This window comes from Actinoplanes sp. NPDC026623 (genome assembly GCF_040638275.1).
Classification (GTDB): Bacteria; Actinomycetota; Actinomycetes; order Mycobacteriales; family Micromonosporaceae; genus Actinoplanes.
Genome location: NZ_JBEZXZ010000024.1, coordinates 28,868 through 53,552, shown reverse-complemented (window position 1 = coordinate 53,552; position 24,685 = coordinate 28,868). Strand labels below are relative to the sequence as shown.

Genomic DNA, 24,685 nt, shown 5'->3' with positions numbered 1-24,685 from the left:
TGACCCCGCGGTGACTCGTGTGGCGCCAGGCCTGGTGCCGGAGTTGTGATCGTTAACAACGTCCGGCGCGGCCGGGTGGCTCGAGGATTCGTATGACGTAATACGTTAAACACAAGATAGAAGATAGTCAATGCGGCGAGGCTCTCGGCACCGGCTCGCCGCCGCCGGCGCGATTCAGACTTGATTCGTTCCAGAAAAGCGGACTATGTTCGAACGTATGGCGGCCGAGTTCGAGGCGCGGCTGCGAGCGGCCTCGTTGCGCGTGACCGAGCCCCGGCTGGCGGTGCTCGCGGCGCTGCGCGACCACCCGCACGTCGACACCGACACGGTGCTCGCGCTGGTGCGGGCGGACCATCCGGCGGTCTCCCGCCAGGCGGTCTACGACGTGCTGCGTGCGCTCACCGACGCCCGCCTGGTGCGGCGCATCCGGCCCGCCGGCACGACCGCCCGCTACGAGTCCCGGGTGGCGGACAACCACCACCACGCGGTGTGCCGCCGGTGCGGCGCGATCACCGACGTCGACTGCATCGCCGGCACCTCCCCCTGTCTCACCGCCTCGGACGACCACGGCTTCGCGGTCGACGAGGCGGAGGTCGTCTACTGGGGCACCTGTCCCGACTGCGCGACAAAAGACCCGCTCGAAGTGACGGAAGGACGAAGATGAGCGACACCCAGGACAACACCGCCAGCGCGCAGGGCGTGGACAAGATGGTGGCCGAGGGCTGCCCGGTCGCCCACGACTCCGTGACCGCGCACGGCAGTGAAAGCGAGAACCCGGCGATCGACTCGCCGACACCGAAGACCGGCGGACGTCCGCACACGAACCGGGACTGGTGGCCCAACCAGCTCGACCTCTCGGTGCTGCACGCCCACTCGTCCAAGAGCAATCCCCTGGGCCCGGACTTCAGCTACGCCGCGGAGTTCGCCAGGCTCGACGTCGAGGCCCTCAAGCGGGACATCACGGAGGCGCTCACCACCTCGCAGGACTGGTGGCCGGCCGACTTCGGCCACTACGGCGGCCTGATGATCCGGATGAGCTGGCACGCCGCGGGCACCTACCGCATCCACGACGGCCGCGGCGGGGCCGGCGCCGGCGGTCAGCGCTTCGCCCCGCTCAACAGCTGGCCCGACAACGCCAACCTCGACAAGGCCCGTCGGCTGCTGTGGCCGGTCAAGCAGAAGTACGGCCAGCGGATCTCCTGGGCCGACCTGCTGGTACTCGCCGGAAACGTCGCCATGGAGTCGATGGGCTTCAAGACCTTCGGCTTCGGCTTCGGCCGCGAGGACATCTGGGAGCCCGAGGAGATCTTCTGGGGCCCGGAGGACGCCTGGCTCGGCGACGAGCGCTACGTCTCCGACAACGAGATGTCCGAGGGCGTCGGCGCGACCGAGATGGGCCTCATCTACGTCAATCCCGAGGGGCCCCGCGGCAGCGCGGACTTCCGGGCGGCGGCGCACTTCATCCGGGAGACCTTCCGCCGGATGGCGATGAACGACGAGGAGACCGTCGCCCTCATCGCCGGCGGGCACACCTTCGGCAAGACCCACGGCGCCGGCATCGCCGACGACCACGTGGGCCTCGAGCCCGAAGGCGCCCCGCTGGAGGCGCAGGGTCTCGGCTGGCTGAGCACCTACGGCAGCGGCAAGGGCGGCGACACGATCACCAGCGGGCTCGAGGTGACGTGGACCGACCGGCCCACGCAGTGGAGCAACCGCTTCTTCGAGATCCTCTTCGGCTACGAGTGGGAGCTGACCACCAGCCCCGGCGGCGCCAAGCAGTGGGTCGCCAAGGACGCCGAGGCGATCATTCCGGACGCGTACGATCCGGCGAGGAAGCATCGGCCGACGATGCTCACGACCGACCTGTCGCTGCGCTTCGACCCCACGTACGAGAAGATCTCCCGCCGTTTCCTGGAGCACCCCGACGAGTTCGCGCTGGCCTTCGCCAAGGCCTGGTACAAGCTGCTGCACCGCGACATGGGCCCGGTCAGCCGCTTCCTGGGTCCCTGGGTCGCCGAGCCCCAGCTGTGGCAGGACCCGGTGCCGGCCGCCGACCACGAGCTCGTGGGCGACGCCGACGTCGCCGCCCTCAAGGCGAGGATCCTGGAGTCCGGCCTCACGACCGCCCAGCTCGTCTCCACCGCCTGGGCCTCCGCCGCGAGTTTCCGGTCGACCGACAAGCGCGGCGGCGCCAACGGTGCCCGGCTGCGCCTCGAGCCCCAGCGCGGCTGGGAGGTCAACCAGCCCGAGCAACTCGCGACGGTCCTGGAGACCCTCGACGGCATCCGGTGGAAGTTCAACGAGAGCGGCGGCGCGAAGATCTCGCTCGCCGACCTGATCGTGCTGGCCGGCTCGGCCGCCGTCGAGAAGGCGGCGCGCGACGCCGGCCTCGAGGTGACCGTGCCGTTCCACCCCGGCCGCACCGACGCCACCCAGCAGCAGACCGACGTGGAGTCCTTCCGGGTCCTGGAGCCGCGCGCCGACGGCTTCCGCAACTACCTGCGTGCCGGCGAGAAGACCCAGCCGGAGGTCCTGCTCGTCGACCGTGCGTACATGCTCGGCCTGAGCGCGCCCGAGATGACCGTCCTGCTCGGCGGCCTGCGCGGTCTCGGTGCCAACGTCGGCGGCAGCCGGCACGGCGTGCTCACCGACCGGCCCGGCGTGCTCACCAACGACTTCTTCACCAACCTGCTCTCCCCGGGTGCCCGGTGGCAGGCGTCGAAGTCCGAGGAGCACGCGTACGAGATCCGCGACCTGGCCACCGACGAGGTGAAGTGGACCGCCACCGCGGTCGACCTCGTCTTCGGCTCCAACTCCCAGCTGCGCGCCCTCGCGGAGGTCTACGCCGGCCCCTACGCCCGCGACAGGTTCGTGGCCGACTTCGTCGCCGCCTGGACGAAGGTCATGGAGCTCGACCGGTTCGATCTCGCCTGACCCGGCAGCCACCGGCGAGCCCGGCCGATCCCCCGACCGGCCGGGCTCACGGTGCGTGTCTAGCCACCTCGACGGGGTGATGGGTGCCGGCCACCCGTGCGCCCTCAGGAGGGCGTACGCCGGTGTTCGTGTGCGGCGGCGAGGATGAGGTAGCTGCTGGCGGTCCAGGTGTAGGCGCGGTCGCGAAGCCCGGTGCCGGTCTCGGCGTCGAAGTTCTCGGCGAAGCCGGACTTCTCGCACAGCGCCCGGAACCGGTGGCTGATCTCGTCGGCGAGGGCGGTGTGGCCGGCGCGGCGCAGGCCGTCCTCGATGAGCACGGTGGACGGTGCCCAGATCGGGCCGCGCCAGTAGCCGTCGCCGGCGTATTCCGGCGAGTCGACCAGCTCGGTCGCCAGGCCGTGCGCGGTCAGGTGGGTCTCGATGCGGCGGGCGAGCGCGGCGCTGACGTCGGCCGGCAGCTCGGCGCCGAGAGCGATCGGCATCAGGTCGAGCAGGCTCTCGCTGATCGACGATTCGCCCGTCGCGGCGCTCCGGGCGGCGAACCGGTCATCGGTCCACAGCCGGTCCAGCATGGCGGCGCGGATCCGGTCGGCGTCGGTGGTCCAGCGCAGGGCGTCGCCCGGCCGGCGCAGCTCGGTGGCGAGCCGGGCGAGTTGGCGCAGTTGCAGGATCAGGAACGCGGCGAGGTCGGCGGTCTCGATGACGCGGGTGCCGTCGAAGGTGGTGGCGTTGTCCCAGCCGCTGTCGTTGCCGTGCTGGTAATGCGGCAGATCGTGGCCGGGCGCCCGGCGGTGGGTGAGCCAGAAGTCCGTCCAGCGTGCCAGCCGGTCGTACGTCGAGGCGAGGTCGGGCCGCTCGGGCAACCGCTCCAGGAGGCAGCGCAGCGCCCAGCCGTGGATGGGCGGCTTGACGTAGTTGTAGAGGATCTCCGAGTGGGCGACGGAGTCCGGCAGCGCGCCGGAGCCGTCCTGGTGGTCGAACGGCAGCTGGAACTGGTGCCACGCGAGCTCCGGCTGCCCGGCCGCGAGCGCGATGGCGTTGAAGCAATGGTCCCAGCTCCAGACCTTGTCCATCCAGTGCTTGGACATCAGCACCGCGGGCCGGGCGAGGAAACCGGCCGGGTCGACGGTGGCCGACCACAGGACGTACGCGGCCAGCTCGGCGACCGGGGTCTCGGGGCTGCGCCACGGCGCGATCGTCTCGACGAACGCGGCGAAGGTGGCCGCCGCCGCGTCCCGGACCTCGTCGAAGGTGGCCGTGGACGAGTATGGGCGCCGGGCGGTCCCGTACTCCTCGATGGCGATCTCCCAGGGGCACCCGGCCGGCAGGGCGAGGTGCCGGTCGGCGGTGCCGAGGGCTTCGACACCGGCGATGTCCTCCGGAGTGCCGGACAGCACGGTGATGCGGTAGCGGCGGCCGGTCTCGTAGCAGGTGAAGACAGACGAGCCGTCGAGCGGGTCGCGGTAGAGGTAGGTGCCGCCGAACGGCGTGAGGGTGGGCGCGGCCGCGGCGATCCGCAGGCCGAGCCCGTCGCCGCGGACCCGGATGGCGTCCGGGCCCTCGTAGGCGAGCTCGACCCGGCCGGCGTCGTGCCGCCAGGTCAGCAACGCCGGTGTCGCGATGATGGTGACGTCCCCCGGCGACGGGGTGAGGCGGAACACGGGATGCAGGCCGGTCTGGTGCGAGACCAGGTGCAGGTCCTCGGCGTACGTGCTCTCGGCCACCACGGGGGAGACGTCGAGCCAGGATCCGCGGTAGCTGAACGGGATGTCCTGGATGGCGAACATGGGCTCCTCAGTCCTTGACGGCGCCGGTGGTGATACCGGCGGCGACGTAGCGCTGCGCCAGGATGAGTAGCAGCGTCGCGGGGATGGAGGCGATGACGGCGGTGGCCATGATCGCGTTCCATTGCTGGTTGTTGTTGCCGATGTAGTGGTAGATGCCGAGGGTGATGGGCCGGTGGGCGCCGCCGCCGTCGAGGATGGTGGCGAAGGCGAAGTCGGACCAGGACCACAGGAAGGCGAACAGGCTCACGGTGACGACGGCGTTGCGGCTGACGGGCAGGACCACCGACCGGAACGTTCGCAAGGTGCCCGCACCGTCGACGCGGGCCGCGTTGATCAGCTCGTCGGGGATGCCGGACATGAACGCGGTGAAGATCAGCACCCCGAACGGCACCGCGATCGTGGAGTCGGCCAGCACCAGGCCGGCCGCGTTGTTGAGCACGCCGAGGCGCAGGTAGATGGCGTAGAAGCCCATCGCCATGATGACGCCGGGGATCATCTGGGCCATCAGCAGCACGAAGCTGAGCACTCCCCCGCCGCGCGGCCGCAGCTTGGCCAGGGAATATCCGGCCGGGGCGGACAGGACGAGGGTGAGCGCCGCCGTGCCCAGGCCGACGAGCAGGCTGGTACCCAGGTAGGGCATCTGCTGGCTCACCACGGCCCGGTAGCCCTCGAGCGTGCCGTGGATCGGGAACAGGTAGGGCGGGTCGTGTCGCATGTCCGTGTCCCTGGTGAAGGACACGTTGACCATCCAGTAGACGGGGAAGAGCATGATCGCGGTGAGCAGCAGCGCTACGCCGGTTTTGACGCGGTTCTTCATAACCTGGACCGCCGCTGAATCTGGATGTAGAGCAGCCCGAAGATCAGCGCCATGACGATCAGCAGGTTGCCGACCGCGGCGCCGGGCCCGAACCGGGGCAGCAGGTTTCCGAAGCTCAGCCGGTAGGACCAGGTGGCGAACGTGGTGGACGCGTCGGTCGGGCCGCCCCGGGTCATGATCCAGATGATGTCGAAGACCTTCAGCGTGTAGACCAGCCCCAGCAGCAGGGTGATCGCCGATACCGGGCGGAGCAGCGGGAAGGTGATCCGCCAGAACCGTTGCCGGCCCGAGGCGCCGTCCAGCGCCGCCGCCTCGTACAGCTCGGCCGGGATCGCCTGCAGCCCGCTGTACAGCACCACCAGGTTGAACGGGATGCCGATCCAGATGTTCGCGATGATCACACTGGTCAGGGCCCAGCTCGGCGAGGTCAGCCAGTTGACCGGATCGACGCCGACCGCCCTGAGCAGCGAGTTGACCACGCCCGAGTCGCTGTTGAGCATCCACGACCAGGTCGAAGAACTGACGATCAAAGGCAGCAGCCAGGGTACGAGGAACAGCGCGCGCAACGTCGCCGACAGCCGGAAGTTCTGGGCGAAGAAGACCGCCAGCGCCATCCCGATCGCGAACTGGAAGGCCAGCGATACACCGGTGAACACCACGGTGTGCGTCAGCGCCGGCCAGAACGCCGGGTCGTCGACGACCGTGCGGTAGTTGTCGAGCCCGCTGAACGGCGCTCCACCCTGGACGAACGAGCGGACCGTGTACCTGTGCAGGCTCAGGTCGAGGTTGCGGTACAGCGGCCAGGCGTAGAACGCGACCAGGTAGATCACGACGGGGGTGAGGAAGCCCCAGGCCGCCCACTGGCCCGACCTGCGGCGCGGCGCCCGCTCCGGGACGGCGGTGGCCACCCCGGCGCGGGTCATCACGTCAGTCATCTGGTGGCCGCGACCGCGGTGCTCTGCGCGGCGGTCAGCGCCTCCTGCGGCGACTTGCCGCCCGACAGCGCCGCCTGGAACGCCGTCCACATCGGCTCGGAGATCTTCGGATACCTGGTGCCCAGGTTGTCGCCGGTGCGGCCCTTGGCGGCCTTGACCGCCTCGACCCAGATCTTCAGCTTCGCGTCGGCGGCGACCTGCTTGTCCTGTACGGCCGCTACCGGCGCGATGTACGACAGCGTGGTGTCGGTGGCGAGCAGGTTGTCCGGGCTGGTCAGGCAGGCCGCCAGCTTCGCCGACGTGGCGTACCGGCCGGTCTTGCTCTGCACCGGGATCGAGACGAACTCGCCTCCGGTGGGTGCGGGCGCCGTGCCGCCCGTGGCGGCGGGGACCGGGATGATCCCGTACGGGAAATCGAGTTTTTCGGCGTTGGCCAGTTGCCACGTGCCGTTCTCGGCGAACGCGAAGCCGCCGCCGGCGAACTCCTGCCAGCTGGTGGTCTGGGTGTTGTTGATGATCGAGTTCGGCGCGTAGCCCTGCTCGAGCCAGTGGGTCCAGAGGGTCAGCGCCGAGACCGCCTGCGGGGAGTCCAGCGCGGTCAGCTGCGCGCCCGAGCCCCAGAACCAGGGCAGGAACTGGAACGAGCCCTCCTCGGTGCCGATCGCGGAGAAGGTGATGCCCTTCTTGCCCTTTGCCTTCACCTTCTGCAGGGCGGCGGTCAGCGACGGCCAGTCCTTCACCGACGCGACGTCCACTCCGGCAGTGGTGAGCAGTTCCTTGTTGTAGTAGAGGGCGAGGGTGTTGGCGCCGATCGGCACGCCGTAGGTCTTGCCGCCGATCTGCCCGGCGCCGAGCAGGTTGGGCTCCATCGCGGAGGTGTCGAGCTTGGTCTCGTCGGTGGCGGTGAGCGCGCCCGCCTCGGCGAGCGTGGAGATCACCGGGTTGTCGATGATCAGCACGTCCGGGGAGTTGTCCTGCTGGGCGGCGAGCAGGGCCTTGTTGGTCAGGTCGGTGGTGTCGTATCCGGTGCGCTTGACGGTCACGCCGGCGTCGGTCCCGCACCTGGTCAGCAGCTTGACCCAGGCGGAGCCGTCATCGAACTGCGGGTACGGGTCCCAGATGGCGTACGCGCCGCCGCCGGCCTCGGCCGGTGCGGTGTCGCCGGAGGAGTCGGCGGACGAGCAGGCGGCCACGCCACCGGCGATCGCGACCGCGATCAGAGCGGAGCCCAGCCTGCGAGCGGATGTCTTCATACGGTGCTCCCTCGGTGCTGAGAGAATCGGTTCGACGAATCGGTTCGACAGAACATAGGCGGCCGTCGACTGCCCGGTCAAGCTACGGATGCACGCATCAAAGACGCCATTGACATCGATGAGTGGCTACTTTTACGCTTCCAGTCGAACCGATTCGCCAACCTCCCCGCCCCGACGGCCGGTCGGCCGAGGCGCCACGGCAAGCTGATCGCGGAGACGAACCGATTCGTGAGGAGTGCGAGATGAACATCGGCGAGATCGCCCGGCGGGCCGGAGTGTCCCGTAGCACCGTCTCGTACGCCCTCAGCGGCAAGCGCACGGTCTCCGAGGAGACCCGCCGGCGCATCCAAACCGTCATCGACGAGCTCGACTACCGCCCGAACGCCGCCGCCCGCGCCCTGAAGGAGGGCCGCACCCGCACGCTCGGCCTGGTCATCCCGCCGGCCAGCCTGCGCCTGACCGACATGCAGCTGGGCTTCGTCGCCAGCGTGGTCGAGGCGGCCGCCCGCGCCGACCTCGACGTGCTGCTCTCCCCCTCCGGCGGCGACCACGACCGCTCCTTCGAGCGGGTCGTCAGCGGCCGCCGGGTCGACGGCGTCATCCTCATGGAGATCCGCCTGGAGGACGAGCGGGTCACCCGGCTCCAGCAGACCGGCCTGCCGTTCGTCACCATCGGCCACACCTCCCATCCGCACGGCACCTGCTGGGTCGACCTCGACTACGCCACCCTGATCGCCCGCTGCGTGCACCACCTGGCCGACCTCGGCCACCGCCGTCTCGCCCTGATCAACCGCTCCACCGAGCTGGTCGCCGCCGGCTACGGGCCGGCCCAGCGTGCCCTGGCCGGCTTCACCGAGGCCGTCGCCCAGCGCGGCCTCACCGGCATCGATCTCTGCTGCGCCGACGACGCGCCGAGCGGCGAGGCCTGTCTGGAGCGGCTCCGCGAGGACCACCCCGAGGTCACCGCGATCGCCACCATCAACGAGGCCGCCCTGCCCGGCATCCAGCGCGCCCTGGAACGCGGCGGCCTCACCGTCCCCGCCGACATGTCCCTCGCCGGCGTCGCCGCCCGGCACTGGGCCGAGGATTTCCGCCCGCCGCTGACCGCCGCCGACGTGCCCACCGAGATGGGCACGCACGCCGTCGATCTGCTCCTGGAGCGCATCGCCACGCCCGACGCGCCGCCCCGGCATCTGCTGCTCACCCCGCCGATCTCGCTGCGCGAAAGCACCGGACCGGCACCGATCCGATAATGCGCCACCCCGCACCCCGCCCGGGACGAGCACACGGCTCGCCCCGCGGTCCCCCACACCCCGAAGGAGTTCCCTGTGCGACGCACACTCCTCGCCACCCTCACCGCCCTGACCACCGCCGCGGCCCTGATCGGGGCGGCGCCCGCCCGGGCCGCCAACGAGTCGATCACCGTGAACTTCTCGGTGGCCGGCGGCTCCCCCACCTACCGCGCCTCCGGCTGGATCTACGGCATGACCGAGGACGCCTCTGCTCCGGCCGACCACTTCTACCGCGACGTCAAGTTCCGTTACATGCGCGCCGGCGGCGCCCAGCTCGATCAACCCGGCGGCTGGGTCTCCGGCCGCTACCAGCGCCGATGGAACGCCACCCTCGCCCAGGCCCGCCGCACCGCCACGCTCGGCGGCCAGTTCGTGCTCCTGCCCCACGACCTGTGGGGCGCCGACGGATACCCGATCTCCCGCTTCCCCGGCGACAACGGCGACTGGAGCGACTACGACGCGTTCCTCACCCGGCTCATCGGCGACATCAAGGCGGCCGGCCTCACCGTGCAGTGGGACATCTGGAACGAGCCCAACCTGGGCCTGTTCTGGAACCGCCCCCAGTCGCAGTACTTCGAGCTGTGGCGCCGCACCCACCAGCGGCTGCGCGCCGAAATGCCCGGCACGCTCATCGTCGGACCCAGCCTCGCCGGAGTGCCCACCACCGGCGCCGGCACCTGGTGGGGTCAGTATCTCGACTACGTCAGGTCCAGCAACACCGTGCCCGACATCATCAGCTGGCACAGCCTGCCCAGCGATCCGGTCGCCAACGTCGCCGCGGCCGACACCACGCTCGGCGCCCGCGGCATCGCCCACCCCCGCCCGTACCAGATCAACGAATACGGCGGCACCAGCGAGCAGAACCCCGGCGACGGCTCCTGGTACATCGCCCGGCTCGAACGCGCCGGCGCCGACGGGCTACGCGCCAACTGGGCCAGCACCAACAACCTGCACAACGACCTCGGCAACCTGCTGATCCGCAACTCCGCCGGTCAGCACCAGCCCAAGGGCGAGTGGTGGGTCTACCGCTTCTACGGCTCGCAGACCGGCCAGATCGTCTCCACCACGCCCAGCCCCGCCTACGACGCCTTCGCCACCAAGACCGGCGGCGGCGCCAAGGTCCTCGTCGGTGGCGGCGGCACCACCGGCAACATCGCCGTCAACCTGCAACGCCTCGACACCACCAGCGGCGTGGTGCAGAACAACCAGGTACGCGTGCTCGTGCAGCGCATCCCGTACAACGGCGGCGGCGCCGTGCCGGGCCCGATCACGGTCACGAACGCGGTCGTCACCCTCTCCGGCAACGCCACCACCGTCAACCTGGCGCACACCAACGCCGACGACACCTTCACCGTGACCCTGCTGCCCCCGTCGGATGGGAGCTTCCAGTCCGTGGCGGTCGCCCAGCATTCGCAGCAGTGCCTCGACAACACCAACCTCGGCGCCGCCGACGGCAACCCGCAGCAGCAGTACTACTGCGAGGGCGGCGACCAGCAGCTGTGGAACTTCCGCCCGGTCGCCGGCGGAGCCGACACGTACACGGTCGTCAATCAGCAGTCCGGCAAGTGCCTCGAAGTCGCCGGGGGCTCCACCGCCGACGGCACGGCGATCCGGCAATGGTCCTGCGGCGGCGGCACCAACCAGCAGTTCACGCTCCGCAGGGTGACCTACGGCGGCAGCGACTCCCACGACTACCAGCTGGTCGCCCGGCACAGCGGCAAATGCGTGGACGTCAGCGGCGTCTCCACCGCCGCCCACGCCGCGGTCATCCAGTGGACCTGCAACCCGGCGGGCCAGGGCAGCCCCCTCAACCAGACCTGGCGCCTCTGGGGCCGCTGAGCCGGCGACACGCGCCGCGAGATGCCAGACCTCGAGTGAGACCGTGCCCGGCCGCATCGCGGGCCGGGCACGGCGGACAGCTCAGCGCAAGGAGTCGATGTCGATGACGAACCGGTAGCGAACGTCGGAGGCGAGGACCCGCTCATAGGCGTCGTTGACGGCATCGGCGCCGATGACCTCCACCTCGGGAGCGATGCCGCGCTCGGCGCAGAAGTCGAGCATCCGCTGGGTCTCCTCGATGCCGCCGATGCTCGACCCGGCGAACGAGCGGCGGTTGCCGAACAGCGCGAAGACCGGCACAGCCAGCGGCTCGGGAGGGGCGCCGACGCTGACCAGGGTGCCGTCGAGCCGCAGCAGGCCGAGGTAGGCCGACATGTCGATGGGCGCGCTGACCGTGTTGACGATCAGGTCGAAGGTGTTGCTCAGCACCTCGAAGGTCGCCGGGTCGCTGGTGGCGTAGTAGCTCCCGGCGCCGAAGCGCAGCCCGTCGTCCTTCTTGCCCAGGGTCTGCGACAGCACGGTGACCTCGGCACCCATCGCCGCGGCGATCTTGACCGCCATATGGCCGAGGCCACCCAGGCCGACGACGGCGACCTTCGTGCCGGGGCCGGCGTTCCAATGCGCCAGCGGCGAATACGTGGTCACGCCCGCGCACAGCAACGGCGCGGCGGCCTCGTGCGGGATCGCCGTCGGCACGCGCAGCACGAAGTCCTCGTCGACCACCACGTGCGTCGAGTAGCCGCCCTGGGTGATGGTGCCGTCGCGGTCGACTGCCCCGTACGTCTGGGTGTTGCCGGTCAAGCAGTACTGCTCCTGCCCGAGGCGGCAGTTCTCGCACTCGCGACACGAGTTGACCAGGCAGCCGACGCCGACCCGGTCCCCGATCGTGTGCCTGGTGACCTCGGCGCCGACCGCGGTGACATGCCCGACGATCTCGTGACCGACGGTGAGCGGGTAGGGCACCCTGCCCCACTCTCCGCGCACGGTGTGGATGTCGGAGTGGCAGATGCCGGCATAGCTGATCTCGATCCGGACATCACGCGGGCCGACCTCGCGGCGCTCGATGGTGGTGCGCACGAGCGGCTCGGTCGCGGACGGCGCGGCAATGGCGTTGACGGTGGAAATGATGCCCTCCGATGACGGTGAATCGGGGTACGAACCCCAGTAGCCGGCCGAAGTCTAGGCCGAAGGGATCGCAGACCCCGGCCACCGGCACCTGCGCGGCGGGCCGGCTCGCTCCGCCGCGCAGGCACCCGGTTGACCGTCCGCCGGTCAGGGGCTGGTACAGGAGAGGTCACCGGGGGCCGCGGCGGAGCTTCCGTTCGCCACGAAGCCGAAACTGGTCGAGGCGTTCGCGCCGACGGAGCCGTTGTACGCGGCGTTCCGGACGCTGACGGCGCCGGTGGTGCCGGTGGCGGTGCCGTTCCAGACGTTGACGATGCTCTGCCCGGCGGCCAGGGTCAGCCGCACGGTCCAGCCGTCGATGGCGGCGGAACCGTTGTTGGCCACGGTGACCTCGCCCTGGAAGCCGCCGCCCCAGGTGCTGACCATGCGGAACGTCGCGGTGCAGGCGCCCGGCTGCCCGGTGCCCGGCGGCGTGTCGGGCGGGGTGCTCGGCGGCGTGCTCGTCCCCGGCACCACGGTGGAGGCGGCGTTGAGGGCGTTGAGAACGGACGTGTACGCGGCCTTGGGATTGCTGTTGCGGTCGAACAGCAGCGGGTTCTCGCCCCCGCGCCAGGAGTCGCTGTCCCGCACGCCCCAGGTCGTGATGCCGACACAGCGGGGAACGCTCACGCAGGCCTGGGTCAGCCCGGCGTACTGGCTGGTTGAGGCGTTGGTGACGTCGGCCTCGGTCAGCGCCACGTCCACCCCCAGGGCGGCGAAGCTCGACAGAGTCTGCTGGAAGTTGCCCGGCAGCGAGCTGCCGCCGGTGAAGTGGGTCTGCAGACCGACGCAGTCCACCGGGACGCCACGGGACTTGAAGTCCCGGATCATGTTGTAGACGCCCTGCGTCTTGGCGTAGGTCCAGTTCTCGATGTTGTAGTCGTTGTAGCAGAGCTTCACGCCGGGGTCGGCGGCCCGCGCGGTCCGGAACGCCACCTCGATCCAGTCGTTTCCGGTGGACTGCAGATTCGACGACCGCCGGCTGCCGTTCTCGGCGAAGGCCTCGTTGACCACGTCCCAGTAGGCGAGCTTGCCCCGGTAGTGCGCCATGACGCCGTTGATGTGCTCGATCATCGCGGCGCGCAGGCTGCCGCCGCTGAGGCTGCCCCAGAACCTCGGCTGCTGGGCGTGCCAGGCCAGGGTGTGGCCCCGGACTCGCATGCCGTGCTGAACGGCCCAGTTGTAGATCGCGTCGCCGGCCCGGAAGTCGAACTGGCCGCTGCTGGGCTCGGTCGCGTCCGGCTTCATCTCGTTGACCGCCGTCATCATGTCGAACTCGCGGTTCGCTATCGCGAGAAATCCCGCGTCGCCGAGCCGGTCTCCGCCCATGGCGGCGCCGAAGTAGCGACCGCTGCGCTCGGCGGCCGCCTTCAGCGTGGTACCGGGCGGGCCGCTGAGATCGGCACGGGCGAGGGTGGCAACGGCCACCGACGCCACGACGGTCACCACGGCGAGGAAGCCGCCGGCGAGCAGTCGGGCGCGACCGTGGTTACGGCGTTTCGGCAGTTGGCTCATCGGTACTCCTCCTTCTCGAGGTCGGTCAGCCGCGCAGGGTCCAGCGCTGGTTCGCGCCGCCGTTGCACGACCAGAGGATCGTCTTGGTGCCGTTCGCGGTGCCGGCGTTGCTGGCATCGACGCACAGCCCGGACTGGGCGCTGGTGATGGTTCCGTCGGCGTTGACGTTCCACTGCTGGTTGAGCCCGCCATGGCAGTCCCAGATGATGAGGGCGGTGCCGTTCGCCGTGCCGTTCCCGGAGGCGTCCAGGCACTTGTTTCCGTACACCGTCAGCTGTCTGCCGGTGGTGTAGGACCATCGCTGCTTCGCGCTGCCGTCGCAGTCCCACAGCTGCAGCTGGGTGCCGTTGGCGGTCGTGGCGCCGGGCACGTCGATGCACCGCGCCGACTGGCCGCCCACGATCTGCCCGCTCTGCTGACCGCCGCCCTGCTGCCGGACGATCGACGTGGATTCGGCCGATCGATTGCCCTGGGCGTCGAGGACGAAGAGCCGGTAGTCACCCGCCGCCGGCGGAACCGCGATCGAGGTCGCGGTGCCGTCCGCGGTGGTCATCGTCGGCCCGGCGGCGAAGCTCGTGGTGCCGGAGGGCGCCAGCCAGATCCTTCTGCTCGCGTCGCCGGTGCCGCGAATCCGGATCGATGACGTCCCGCTGCCGACGAACGTGCTGGCCGGCAGGACGTAGTCCGGCAAGGAAATGTTGCCCGGCGGGATGATGTCCCGGAAGGAGTCTTCCAGTCCCGAGTTCACGGCGATGCCGTAGGCGGCCGCCGGCCAGACGTAGTCGGACGAGACGAGGATGTCCTGGATCGTGCTGTTCGGCAGGTTCTTGTTGGAGACCTTGTTGATCGGCCCGTACGTCTGCGTGATGCTCAGATCGTGCTTGCGGCCGAAGTCGTCGGAGTTGATGAGCCAGGTGACGTTCTTGTCGACGCTGAGCACGTTGTCGCGGAAGGTGAGATAGGCGGAGCCCTCGTCCGGATGCAGGCCGTACCTGTGGCCGGACGGAACGCCCTGCAGGTAATTGTCGGTGACGGTGGTGCCCGGCTGGCTGCCGAGCGTGTAGATGGGTGCGGTGTCACCGAGACGCTGCACCGTGTCGACGATCTGGTTGTGGCTGATGGTGTTGTTCCGCGCCGTCGTGGTGGGCCGGTTGGGCGCGATCGAGCCCGCGGAGCCGTCGAAGTTCCACCACCCCCAGCCGAGGGTGATGCCGGCCCAGGGCGCCTTCTCGATCCGGTTGTGCTGCACCGTCAGCGTGTCGACGAAGTACGCCGAGATCGGGCTGTGCCCGTTGAACAGGACCGCGCTGTCGTACAGATAGTTGTTCTTGATCTCGATGTTCCTGCAGAGTCCTTCCACCTGGGCCGGGAACCGCTCGTGGTTGGCCGACGTGTAGTCGCCGATGTAGACGTGCTGCGGATGCCCCACCGAGACCGCCGATCCGGCGACGTCGCTGGTGTAGTTGCCGGTGAGCCGGCTGTTCTGCACGTCGTTGACGAGGCTGATCCCGTCGGCCCCGGTGTGCTGGATCCGGTTGCGCTGCAACACGATCCCGTCGGCGTTCTGCAGCTGGACGATGCCCGGCGTCAGATCCACATTGCGGTAGTAGTACGCGTGGAAGTTCTGCTTCGCGTACGCGATCGCGCTGAGATTGCCCTGCTGCGCCTGCTTGAACACCGAGCCGGCCACGTTCATGAGGTTCCAGTCGGAGTGCTGCACCGTGAGACCGGAGAACGTGAGGTTGCGCGCGTGGCTGCTTGTCGAGGCGCCGGCGATCCGCAGCACGGTGGGCACGTCGGCGGGTGCGAAGACCGTAGCCGTCGACATGTTCTCGGCGGCGGTCTTGTAGTAGTAGACCGTCCGGGCGGTCTTGTCGAAGTAGAACTCGCCCGGCGCGTCCAGGAACTCGTACGCGTTCGTGAGCTTGTGGGCGCCGCCGACCTGCGCGTTGCCGTTGTAGGAGCCCTGGGCGATCGCCGCGCCCGGCTGCTGGAACAGCGCCACCCTGTTGCCGCCGTCGGTGGTCACCTGCCGAACGCCCACGATGGCCGAGGTCCAGGTGGTCGCGGTCTCGATCTCGAGGTCGTCCTGATTCGCGGCGATGGCCGGGAAGTCGGCCGTATTGTATTTGGCGCCGGCGCACTGCGATCCCGATTCCCACGCCCACGCGGCCTGCCCGGCGGTGATGGCGTAGGTGCCGTAGCAGCCGAGCGAGTTCACCGTCTTCGAGGCCATGACCGCCCGCTTGTCGTTGACATAGAGCGCGCGGAGCTTGCCGGCTCGGTCCAGCGGGGCCTTCCAGATGTTGCCGCTGTGCTGGGTCCACCCGGTCACCCGCACTCCGCCCTCGAGCACCGGCGTCTCGTTCGGGTAGGCGGCATAGACAACCCGGTAGTCGCCGGTGCCGGAGTCGCCCGGCCCGAACTCGATGGTGCTGTTCACCGGATAGCTTCCGCCGCGCAGATAGACGTAGATGTCACCGGTCATGGTGCTCTTCGCCGTGCGGACCACGTCCCGCGCGTGTTGCACCGTGCGGAACGGTGACGTGATGGATCCCGCGTTGCCGTCATCGCCGTCCGGGGCGACATAGAAGGTCGCCTGGACCGCGGCCGCGGCCGCGGCGGGCGTCGCGGTCACGGTCGCGACCAGCGAGGTGGCGGCGATCGCCACGGCGGCTGCCAGCAGCGACCTTCCGACGCCGCCGATCATGACCTGATCCATCGCTGGTTGCTGCCGCCGTTGCACGTCCACAGCGCGACGGACGTGCCGTTGGCCGTCCCCTGGCCGGTGACGTCCAGGCACAGGCCGGACTGGACACCGGTGATGGTGCCGTCGGCGTTGATCCGCCACTGCTGGTTGGCCCCACCGCTGCAGGACCAGATCCGGACCTGGGCACCGGCGGACGCGGCCGCGGCGTCGAGGCACTTGTTGCCGTACACGGTCAGTTGGTTGCTGGAGGTCGCCGTCCAGCTCTGGTTGGCGCCGCCGTTGCAGTCCCAGATCTGGACGGTCGCGCCGTCGGACTGGCTCTGCCCGTTGACGTCCAGGCAGCGGCTGGAGCCCGCGCCGCGGATCTCACCGGTGGGGCTGGGCCCGGTGCCGACCGGGGTGATGGACAGGTTGTCGAACTGGGCCGTCACGCCCTGCCCGGTGGCGTAACCGATCTGGCCGGCGACGAACGCCGAGTCCGAGGCGCTGCCGAGGGTGGCGCCGTCGACGGCGGCGGTCAGGGTGTTGCCGTTGAGCGTGAGGGACAGCTTGTGCCAGCGGCCGGTGCCGAGGGCCGCCGTGGTCCCGCTCGCCAGGGTCCGCTGGGTGCCGCCGGTGTTGTTGCCGCGGATGGACCACGACCCGTTGTCGGCGACTCGCAGGTAGTAGGCGTTGAGGTTCTGCGGGCCGTCGTGGTTGTAGTTGCCGGCTCGGCCGACGAGCTGGACGTAGCCGCTCTTCTCCAGCATGACGTCGGAGGAGACGGTGTAGTTGCGCCAGTTGACGTCACCGAGCAGGGTGAACGGCTCGGCGTGGCCCGAGGTCCAGAAGATCGGCGCCTGCTCCGACATCTGGCGTACGCACTGACCGGTACGACCGGCCCCGCACGAGGTCACCTCGAACGAGCCCTGATGGTCCGACAGGTACTTCGCTTCGCGCCCGGTCTGGTAGCCGTCGAAGTCGTCGCTGTACGGCAACGGGAACACGCCCTGCGCGGGGCTGGTCGCGGTGCCCTTTCCCTGTCCGGTCGTGGTGGTGATGCTGTAGACGTAGCCGGGCTGGACGGTCAGGGAGTACGAGCCGTTGGACGGGGTGATGTCGTTGCGCCGGACGAAGTGGTCGGCCGCATTGCTCGACCTGACGTTGGTGGACCACACGTGCACGGTTCCGGTCGACAGCCCGCCGGCGACGCTGAACTGGAGGTCCTGTGCCGAACCGGCGTCCATCGTCTCGATGATGGTGCTGTAGTCGCTGTTGTTCGGGGCCTTCAGCGACACGTAGCTGCCGTTGTTGCGATTACCGCCGAGGTAGCCGGAGGAGCTGTCGAGATACCGCCATCCCGGCGCGGTGAACTGGGTCGTGTGGCCCATGACCCAGGCGCTGCGGCCGATCGAGTAGTAGCCGGACCAGGGTTGCGGCGCCACCGCGACGCCGGTGGTGGCCCAGGGGATGTTCGGCGTGATCGCGGCGATGACCGGCCAGTTCAGGTACGCGGTCATCTTGCCGTCGATGTAGTCACGGTTGATGCCGCGGGCCAGGGCCTGCGCGCCGGCGTTGTAGTCGTCGGAACCGTTCTCGCTGGCCCACAGGGTCTTGCCGGAGTTCACGGCGTTGGCCGAGCTGGGGCAGCTGGTCTGCGCGCTGCGGTATCCGCAGACGTAGTGGCTGCCGTACACGGAGACGGCGGCTCCGAACGCGGGGTCGCGCAGCGCGTCGTCCGCCGAGCCCCAGCCGAAGTCGTCCGATGCCACGATCTTCACGCCGGCGTACCCGCGGGAGTTCAGCGCCGAGCGCAGGTTCTTGTACCAGTTCAGGTCGCGGCCGCGTTCGTTCCAGCCGCCGAGGTAGTCGATCGTCAGGCCGTGGGAGCTGGCGCATCCGAGCCACGCGATCAGGTAGTCGATCGAGTCGTTGGACCAGAAGTTGCCGTTGCCGATCCACCCCGGCGCTCCCCACGACAACCCGACGAGCTTGATGGCCGGGTTGCGGGCCTTGGCCTGGCCCATCATCCACCACTCGTAGCCACGGTCACAGTTCACCGCGCCCCGGGTGTGCTCGTGACTCGGCTCCGCCCCGGACGTCGAGTTCGTGTCGCCGCCGATCTCCACCTTCATGATCTGCATCGCCGCGCCGTAGCCGGGCTTGAAGAGGTAGTCGAGGATGTCGCTGCGCTGCGGTTCGGGGTAGTCCACCAGCAGGCGGCTGTTGCCGCCCCCGCCGCTGATCGCGCCGACGCCGTCGAACACCCGCCCGCCGGACGAGCCGTTGACGGTGATCGCCGTCGCGGCCTGCGCCGGCGCGGGGAGCACGGTCAGCACGCCGGCGAGCGCCAGCAGCAGAGCCGCTGCGCCGGCCCAGCCGCGAGATCGCCACGGTCGGTGCGGCAGGTCGTCCGGCCGGTCCACTCGCGTTGTCATGAAGTCGGTTCCTTCCGTCAAGGCCGCCTCGCGGTGCCCGTCATGACTTTCCGTAATCACCGCTCAGGTGGGTTACGTCGTCGTGAAGTTAGCGTTAACCAACGCTCCAGTCAAATGACGGCCGTCGATTTGAAACGGTCGAACTCGGACCAGCTCCCATCGGGGCACACGGGGTCGGGTGAGCCATCGAGGGCAGCCCATATTTCGGATGCAACCGGGCGTGAAAGGCCCCTTATCGGCCTGAAGCCGGCGTCGGTAATACAGAACCGCGACACCGGCCGCAGGCCTCACATAACACTTTCTCGGCGTCTGATGCATTCACCAAGCGACAGAAGTTCTGTGCTCGTACTTCCCATCCGGATCGCAAACTTGTGAAGGTTAACATCGCCGCGAAACACGGCTCGTCACGGTGACGCTGTGCATTGTCGGCACGGTGCCGGGTTGCTCGGCACGTACCCGTGCGTTCAGCGGTAGCCCGCCGCGGTGATGGCGGCCTGGACGGCGTTGTCGGTCGCGTCGGTGGGGTAACCGGACACGATGGCTCCCTCGTAGAAGGTGCCCGCGCTCTGGTTGGCGCCGCCGTCCGGCTTACAGCAGTCCCCGCCGCTGCCCAGCACGATCGCACCCTGCTTCCGCATCGGGCTGTAGCCGGACGGGAGCGCGCCGTCCCACAGCGTCGCGAGACCGCCCGACTGGGCGTCGCCGCCCTTGAGCGCGAAGCGTGAGGTGCCGTTGTTCTTCAGCATCGCCGTCACGAACTTGCTCGTGAAGGCACGCTGGTTGGGGTTCCAGGAGGAGCTGCCGCCGGGGAACAGGCCCCACTCGAGGTCGGCCTGGACCCAGGGGCCGGTTCCCGAGCAGCCGCCGAACCAGCACTGCCGGCCGAAGTTGATGGCGTCCATGGCGCCGGCCGCGTCCGCCTTCCTGGTGGTCTCGCTGTTGCCGTAATCGAAGCAGCAGCCGCTGTTGACGTGTGTGCCGCTGGTAACCATGTACGCGGCCTCGGGTGCGCTGCCGGTGGGAACGCCGGTCGCGTGCCCGTCGCGCCAGTAGCTGTTGCCCGGGTTGATGTAGAGCGAGTACGCCTTGCTCCCGCCGACGGTCAGCGATTCCGTCGTGGCGCGCGCCGGGCTGCTCTGCGGCGACCCCGGTACGGCCGACGACCCCTGGTACCACAGGTCGTTGCCGCGCCCGGACTGGTCGTAGACGACGGTGATCACACAGGTGGCGCCGGAGCAGAAGGCGTCCTGGGCGGCGGCGTCGGCCGCACCGCCGCTCAGGGTGGCGATGTTTCTGGTCGCGCTGTCCGAGCCGCGCCGGACCTGGTATAGGTTTCCGCGGTACGACCCGTACAGCGCGCGCACGGTGCTGTGCGCCGCCACGCAGGGCGTTCCGCCGGCGGCGTAGATGTCGCACGGCGCCCCGGTCGGGGTCGAGGTGGTGGTCTGCGTCCAGCGCTGGTTGGCCTGGCCGTTGCAGGACCAGAGAATGATCTTGGTGCCGTTGGCGGTGCCCGCACCGTTGGCGTCGAGGCAGAGTCCGGATTGGACACCGACGATCGTGCCGTCGCCGTTGATGGTCCACTGCTGGTTGGTCTGGCCGTTGCAGTCCCAGATCACCACGGCGGTCCCGTTGCTGGTGCCGCGGCCGGACGCGTCCAGGCATTTGTTGCCGTAGACGGTCAGCTGCTGGGTGCTGGTGTACGTCCAGGACTGGTTGGCGGCTCCGGTGCAGTCGTTCAGCTGCGCCTGTGCGCCGTTCGCCGTGCTCGAGCCGGGGATGTCGAGGCACCGGCCGGACTGGGCCCCGGTGATCCGGGTGGGCGTGCCGACGACGGCTGCGGACGCGGCACCGCCGGTGGCGGCGGCGAGCGTACCGGCCAGCATCAGGCTCAGGACGGTGGTGACGAACAGGCGCCTTCGCCGGGACGCCGAGTGCTGGGTGACGGTCATGTCGGCTCCTTGCGGTTGAGATGTGCCTACCGGCTCCGGGCGGCGCGCCAGGCGCCGGCGGACGGCCCGGGCGATCCACGCCCCGGGTGCCGCCGGGATCTCTCCGGCGGCACCCGGGTTCCCCTTCGTTCCCCTCTGCGCACCGGCCTCACGGAGACACGGCGCAGCTCATCACCGGCGTGGCGGGCGGGCCCGAGGCGAGGAACCCGAACGTGGTGGAGGCGCCGGCACCGAGTGCCCCGTTCCACGACGCGTTGCTCACGGCCGCGGTCGACGCCCCGCTGACCAGCGTGCCGTTCCACGCCTGACCGATCGTCTGGCCGCTGCCCAGCGGCCACCGGACCGTCCAGCCTCCGATCGCCGCGCTGCCGGCGGTCACGGTCACCTCCCCCTGGAACCCTCCCGACCAGGTGTTGGTCGTGCGGTAATCGGCGCTGCAACCACCGGTGGGTACCGGCGGCGACGTCGACGGCGGCGGCGGCTCGGTCGTCGGGTCGCCGGCCGCGGTGAACTGCCACCAGTTGAGGTTCATCAGATGACCGCTGCCGCCGGTGAACCGCAGATACAGGTCGTGGGTCCCGGCGGCGCCGCTGACCGGGCAGGTCACCGACGTCCACGCCTGCCAGCCGCCGGTGCCGGCGACCGTGCAGGTGCCGGCGAGGGTGCCGGTCGCGCTGTCCAGGCGCACCTCCACCTTGCCGCCGCTCGCGCCGGACGCCACCCGGGCCGTGAACGAACCCGCGCCGGCGCCGAAGCCGACCCCCTTGACCTTCAGGTAGTCGCCGTTGTCGATGAAGCCGACGTTCAGGCCGCCCTCGGCGGCGGGCTCCGTCTCCACCCCGCTCTCCCAGGCGATGGTCTCGGCCTCCTGGCGGACGTACGGATCGAGCGTGCCGATCTGCGGTGCGCCCGTGCCGGTCATCGTGATCGTCGGGATCGTGCCGTCGGAGCGGTAGGCGAACTTCTCCACCGCGACCGAGCGGGTGTATCCGCCGCCGCCGGGCAACGCGCCGTTGTGATAGAAGAAGTACGAACCCCCGTTGAAGTCGATCACGCCGGGATGGTTGGTGAAACTGCTCCCCTGGGTCGCCATGACCGTCCCGCGATACGTCCACGGCCCGGTCGGCCCGGTCCCGGTTGAGTAGGCGATGAACTCCGAGCAGCACTTCGCGGCGAAGACGAGGAAGTAGAGGCCGCCACGCTTGTAGACCCACGGCCCCTCCTCGAACAGGGTAGGCCGGCTGGCGTCCCCGGTTCGCGTGCCGAAGCCGGCGGTGGTCAGCTGGATCTTCGCCGGGCTCCCCGAGTACGAGGTCATGTCGGCGTTGAGCCGCACGTACCAGAGATCGGGGTTTCCCCAGTAGAGGTAGGCCTGGCCGTCGTCGTCGATGAACACGGTCGGGTCGATCTGGCCGTTGCTGACCAGGGGACGGCCGATCGCGTCGGTGAACGGCCCGGTCGGGCTGTCCGAGACGGCCACACCGATGCCCATCGCGCCGGTGGCACGCACGGTCATCGGCACGTACCAGTAGAACTTGCCGTTGCGGTGGACGGTCTGCCCGGCCCAGGCGTTGGCACTGGCCCAGCTGAAGTCGGCCAGATCGAGCGGCGAGCCGTGGTCGGTCCAGTTGACCATGTCGGCCGACGACCAGACCCGCCACTCCTTCATCGTGAAGTACGTGGAGTTGTCCTCGTCGTGCCCGGTGTAGAGGTAGACGCGGTTGTTGTAAACCAGCGGCGCCGGGTCGGCGGTGTAGATGGTCTGGACGATCGGGTTGTCGGCCCGAGCCGGCACCGGAATCAGGGAGAGCACGGCGAGGGCCGGCAGGATGAGGGCGAGGATGCGCAGTTTCACGGTGCCCCTTTCGAGCGCGGCATGAGAACGTTAACAACCCATGTCGCGAGATTGCCAGAGTATTGCCTGACATTCAAGGAAGGAAATCTATCAATGGCTTGCCTCGCCTGGAACGGGCGGCAAGATGACTGCTCAGGACGGCTTGCGGGCCGACCGCCAGGCTAGTTTCCGACGACACGACTCCTACTGACCGGCGCCCATAACGCTTTCTCTCCGTTCATCTTCACGAATTCGCCGGACAACCCCTCACCACTGGATTCGTAACAGTTTTCACTTCGCCGGTTCGTCCCAATCTCCGTCGGCGGCATTGCTCGCGCCGCTTGACTCCCGCGCGGCGGGCGGTCACTCTTTCCATTGACCGGCATCTATCATTCGATCGACAGCGGGAGACGTGATGGGTCCTCGACGGCGGCGCAGGTCTCGATCGGCCACGGCCATCGGTGTCGTGGTGTCACTCGTGGCGGCCACCTCGGCCGCCGAGGCCCTGCCGGGCCCGGCCGCAGCAGCCGCCGGGCTGACGCTGTCGGTGAACGCCGCCGGCGCCCGGCATCCGATCAGTGCGGACATCTACGGCCTGAACGGAGCCGATCCGGCGTTCGCCGCGGAGATCGGCATGCCGGTCGCACGCTGGGGCGGCAATGCGAGCAGCCGCTACAACTTCACGAACCACACCTACAACACCGGCAGCGACTGGTACTTCGAGAACATCGTCGCCGGACCGGACAACACGGTGGAGTCGTTCGTCAAGACCAACCGGGACCGCGGCACCAAACAGGTCGTCGCCGTGCCGATGATCGGCTGGGTGGCCAAGGACTCGCCCTCGTCACACCCCTTCGCCTGCGGCTTCCCGGCGACCCGTTTCCCGGCGCAGGACGGGTTCGACCAGTGGGACGCCAACTGCGGCAACGGCAAGCTCGACGGTGCGAACCTCACCGGCGCGGATCCGGCCGACACCTCGGTCCGGGTCGACGCGTCCTTCGCCGGTGACATGGTGTCGCACCTGGTGAGCCAGTTCGGCGCCGCGAACCACGGCGGTGTGCGGATCTACGAGCTCGACAACGAGCCGGTGCTGTGGAGCTCCACGCACCGCGACGTGCACCCCGAGGCGGTGTCGTACGACGAGTTGGGCGCCAAGAGCACGGCGACCGCCGCGGCGATCAAGGCGGCCGACCCGAGCGCGGCGGTGCTCGGCCCCTCGGGCTGGGGTTACTGCGAATGGGTCGCGTCCGGGCTGGACGGGTGCGGGCCGGGTGCCGACGCGGCGGCACACGGCGGCCTCAACCTCTCGCAGTGGTACCTGAAGAACATGAAGGGCTTCAGCGACGCCCACGGCGGCCTGCGCACGCTCAACTACTTCGACCAGCACTACTACCCGCAGATCGGCGGTGGCACCGACCCCGAGTCCGACGCGCTGCGGCTGCGGTCCACCCGTTCGCTGTGGGATCCCACCTACGTCGAGGAGTCCTGGATCGGCCCGAGCGGCGTCAACGCGCCGCCGCTGCAGTTCATCCGCACGATGAAGGCGTGGGTCGCGCAGTACTACCCCGGCACCAAGGTCGCCATCACCGAATACAACTGGGGTGCGCTGAACGACATCAACGGCGCGCTGGCGCAGGCCGAGGTTCTCGGAATCTTCGGGCGCGAGGGTCTCGATCTCGCCACCATCTGGGGCGAACCCCAGCCGGAGCAACCCGGCGCCTACGCGTTCCGGATGTACCGCGACTACGACCGCGCGGGGGGTCGCTTCGGCGACGTGAGCGTCTCGTCCGCCAGCAGCGATCAGGGCCGGCTGGCCGTCTACGCCGCGCAGCGCTCCGCCGACAAGGCACTGACCCTCATGATCATCAACAAGACGGACGGCGACCTGCCGGCACCGCTGTCGGTCGACGGCTTCCCCGGCGACGGCACGGCCCAGCGGTTCACCTACAGCCCGGCCGATCTCACGTCGATCGTCCGCGGCGAGGACCTCGCGGTGCACCGGCGCACCATCGATGCGACGTACCCGGCGAACTCCATCACGCTGCTGGTTCTCCCGCGACGTTGACGCCCGGCAGCCGGCCCGGTCGCGGCGGGCGTCGCGGTGGACCTCCGCCTCGGCCGCGCGGGCTCGCAGCGGAGCGCCCCGCACGGCTCAGGCCACGTATATTGCGGTCATGGCCGCCCCGCCCGAGCAGTTCGCGTTTCCTCCCCGACGCCGCTCCGAACGCCTAGGTGT

15 protein-coding genes are annotated in these 24,685 nt (G+C 69.5%); 5 read left to right on the top strand and 10 right to left on the bottom strand.

Going from position 1 to position 24,685, the window contains the following annotated elements:
• Positions 1 to 217 precede the first annotated feature (217 nt).
• The gene (locus AB0F10_RS10460; protein ID WP_360622225.1) at positions 218 to 664 is read left to right on the top strand and encodes a Fur family transcriptional regulator; all 447 of its coding nucleotides are present in this window, start codon (positions 218 to 220) and stop codon (positions 662 to 664) included.
• On the top strand, positions 661 to 2,934 hold the full coding sequence (gene katG / locus AB0F10_RS10455; RefSeq protein WP_360622224.1) for a catalase/peroxidase HPI: 2,274 nt from the start codon (positions 661 to 663) through the stop codon (positions 2,932 to 2,934). Before AB0F10_RS10460 ends, katG begins: the two co-directional genes overlap by 4 nt.
• 104 nt (positions 2,935 to 3,038) lie before the next feature.
• On the opposite strand, the gene AB0F10_RS10450 is transcribed toward katG, so the two are convergent.
• Genes AB0F10_RS10450 through AB0F10_RS10435 form a run of 4 tightly spaced genes read right to left on the bottom strand, consistent with a single transcriptional unit; the run spans position 3,039 to position 7,726 of the window.
• Entirely contained in the window at positions 3,039 to 4,721 is a 1,683-nt protein-coding gene (locus AB0F10_RS10450) for an MGH1-like glycoside hydrolase domain-containing protein (RefSeq protein WP_360622222.1), read from the bottom strand.
• Positions 4,722 to 4,728: 7 nt separating this feature from the next.
• Positions 4,729 to 5,538 (bottom strand): carbohydrate ABC transporter permease, encoded by an 810-nt coding sequence (locus AB0F10_RS10445; protein ID WP_360622219.1) that lies wholly within the window; start codon positions 5,536 to 5,538, stop codon positions 4,729 to 4,731.
• A complete protein-coding gene (locus AB0F10_RS10440) occupies positions 5,535 to 6,473 on the bottom strand; it encodes a sugar ABC transporter permease (protein WP_360622217.1) in 939 nt (312 codons plus the stop codon). Before AB0F10_RS10440 ends, AB0F10_RS10445 begins: the two co-directional genes overlap by 4 nt.
• The gene (locus AB0F10_RS10435) at positions 6,470 to 7,726 is read right to left on the bottom strand and encodes an extracellular solute-binding protein (protein ID WP_360622215.1); all 1,257 of its coding nucleotides are present in this window, start codon (positions 7,724 to 7,726) and stop codon (positions 6,470 to 6,472) included. The genes AB0F10_RS10440 and AB0F10_RS10435 overlap by 4 nt, the downstream gene beginning before the upstream one ends.
• Before the next feature lie 242 nt (positions 7,727 to 7,968).
• Here AB0F10_RS10435 and AB0F10_RS10430 point away from each other — a divergent pair, with 242 nt between their 5' ends.
• Positions 7,969 to 8,979: a LacI family DNA-binding transcriptional regulator gene (locus tag AB0F10_RS10430; protein ID WP_360622213.1), complete on the top strand. Its 1,011-nt coding sequence runs from the start codon at positions 7,969 to 7,971 to the stop codon at positions 8,977 to 8,979.
• A gap of 75 nt (positions 8,980 to 9,054) precedes the next feature.
• Positions 9,055 to 10,857, top strand: a complete 1,803-nt coding sequence (locus tag AB0F10_RS10425) for an RICIN domain-containing protein (RefSeq protein ID WP_360622211.1) — start codon at positions 9,055 to 9,057, stop codon at positions 10,855 to 10,857.
• Between the two features lie 81 nt (positions 10,858 to 10,938).
• On the opposite strand, the gene AB0F10_RS10420 is transcribed toward AB0F10_RS10425, so the two are convergent.
• The 6 genes from AB0F10_RS10420 to AB0F10_RS10395 form a co-directional block, all read right to left on the bottom strand.
• Positions 10,939 to 11,982, bottom strand: a complete 1,044-nt coding sequence (locus tag AB0F10_RS10420; RefSeq protein ID WP_360622262.1) for an NAD(P)-dependent alcohol dehydrogenase — start codon at positions 11,980 to 11,982, stop codon at positions 10,939 to 10,941.
• A gap of 147 nt (positions 11,983 to 12,129) precedes the next feature.
• A complete protein-coding gene (locus tag AB0F10_RS10415) occupies positions 12,130 to 13,536 on the bottom strand; it encodes an endo-1,4-beta-xylanase (protein WP_360622209.1) in 1,407 nt (468 codons plus the stop codon).
• 25 nt (positions 13,537 to 13,561) lie between these two features.
• Positions 13,562 to 16,258 carry a ricin-type beta-trefoil lectin domain protein gene (locus tag AB0F10_RS10410; protein ID WP_360622207.1) on the bottom strand — a complete coding sequence of 899 codons (2,697 nt, stop codon included), beginning with the start codon at positions 16,256 to 16,258 and terminating at the stop codon, positions 13,562 to 13,564.
• Positions 16,243 to 18,663: a ricin-type beta-trefoil lectin domain protein gene (locus AB0F10_RS10405; protein WP_360622205.1), complete on the bottom strand. Its 2,421-nt coding sequence runs from the start codon at positions 18,661 to 18,663 to the stop codon at positions 16,243 to 16,245. The genes AB0F10_RS10410 and AB0F10_RS10405 overlap by 16 nt, the downstream gene beginning before the upstream one ends.
• A 464-nt stretch (positions 18,664 to 19,127) precedes the next feature.
• Complete coding sequence (locus AB0F10_RS10400) at positions 19,128 to 20,615, bottom strand: arabinofuranosidase catalytic domain-containing protein (protein ID WP_360622203.1); 1,488 nt, start codon at positions 20,613 to 20,615, stop codon at positions 19,128 to 19,130.
• Between the two features lie 148 nt (positions 20,616 to 20,763).
• Positions 20,764 to 22,464, bottom strand: coding sequence for a family 43 glycosylhydrolase (locus tag AB0F10_RS10395; RefSeq protein WP_360622260.1), 1,701 nt, complete (start codon positions 22,462 to 22,464; stop codon positions 20,764 to 20,766).
• Positions 22,465 to 22,927: 463 nt separating this feature from the next.
• Between AB0F10_RS10395 and AB0F10_RS10390 the strand changes: the two genes are divergently transcribed.
• Positions 22,928 to 24,514: a glycoside hydrolase family 44 protein gene (locus AB0F10_RS10390; RefSeq protein WP_360622201.1), complete on the top strand. Its 1,587-nt coding sequence runs from the start codon at positions 22,928 to 22,930 to the stop codon at positions 24,512 to 24,514.
• Positions 24,515 to 24,685: the final 171 nt, after the last annotated feature.

Bases quoted from the DNA above. Each gene is read 5' to 3' on its own strand.
- AB0F10_RS10400 (WP_360622203.1), bottom strand. From the start codon at position 20,615: ATGACCGTCACCCAGCACTCGGCGTCCCGGCGAAGGCGCCTGTTCGTC.
- AB0F10_RS10405 (WP_360622205.1), bottom strand. From the start codon at position 18,663: ATGACAACGCGAGTGGACCGGCCGGACGACCTGCCGCACCGACCGTGG.
- AB0F10_RS10415 (WP_360622209.1), bottom strand. From the start codon at position 13,536: ATGAGCCAACTGCCGAAACGCCGTAACCACGGTCGCGCCCGACTGCTC.
- AB0F10_RS10450 (WP_360622222.1), bottom strand. From the start codon at position 4,721: ATGTTCGCCATCCAGGACATCCCGTTCAGCTACCGCGGATCCTGGCTC.
- AB0F10_RS10435 (WP_360622215.1), bottom strand. From the start codon at position 7,726: ATGAAGACATCCGCTCGCAGGCTGGGCTCCGCTCTGATCGCGGTCGCG.
- AB0F10_RS10440 (WP_360622217.1), bottom strand. From the start codon at position 6,473: ATGACTGACGTGATGACCCGCGCCGGGGTGGCCACCGCCGTCCCGGAG.
- AB0F10_RS10445 (WP_360622219.1), bottom strand. From the start codon at position 5,538: ATGAAGAACCGCGTCAAAACCGGCGTAGCGCTGCTGCTCACCGCGATC.
- AB0F10_RS10410 (WP_360622207.1), bottom strand. From the start codon at position 16,258: ATGGATCAGGTCATGATCGGCGGCGTCGGAAGGTCGCTGCTGGCAGCC.
- AB0F10_RS10430 (WP_360622213.1), top strand. From the start codon at position 7,969: ATGAACATCGGCGAGATCGCCCGGCGGGCCGGAGTGTCCCGTAGCACC.
- katG (WP_360622224.1), top strand. From the start codon at position 661: ATGAGCGACACCCAGGACAACACCGCCAGCGCGCAGGGCGTGGACAAG.
- AB0F10_RS10460 (WP_360622225.1), top strand. From the start codon at position 218: ATGGCGGCCGAGTTCGAGGCGCGGCTGCGAGCGGCCTCGTTGCGCGTG.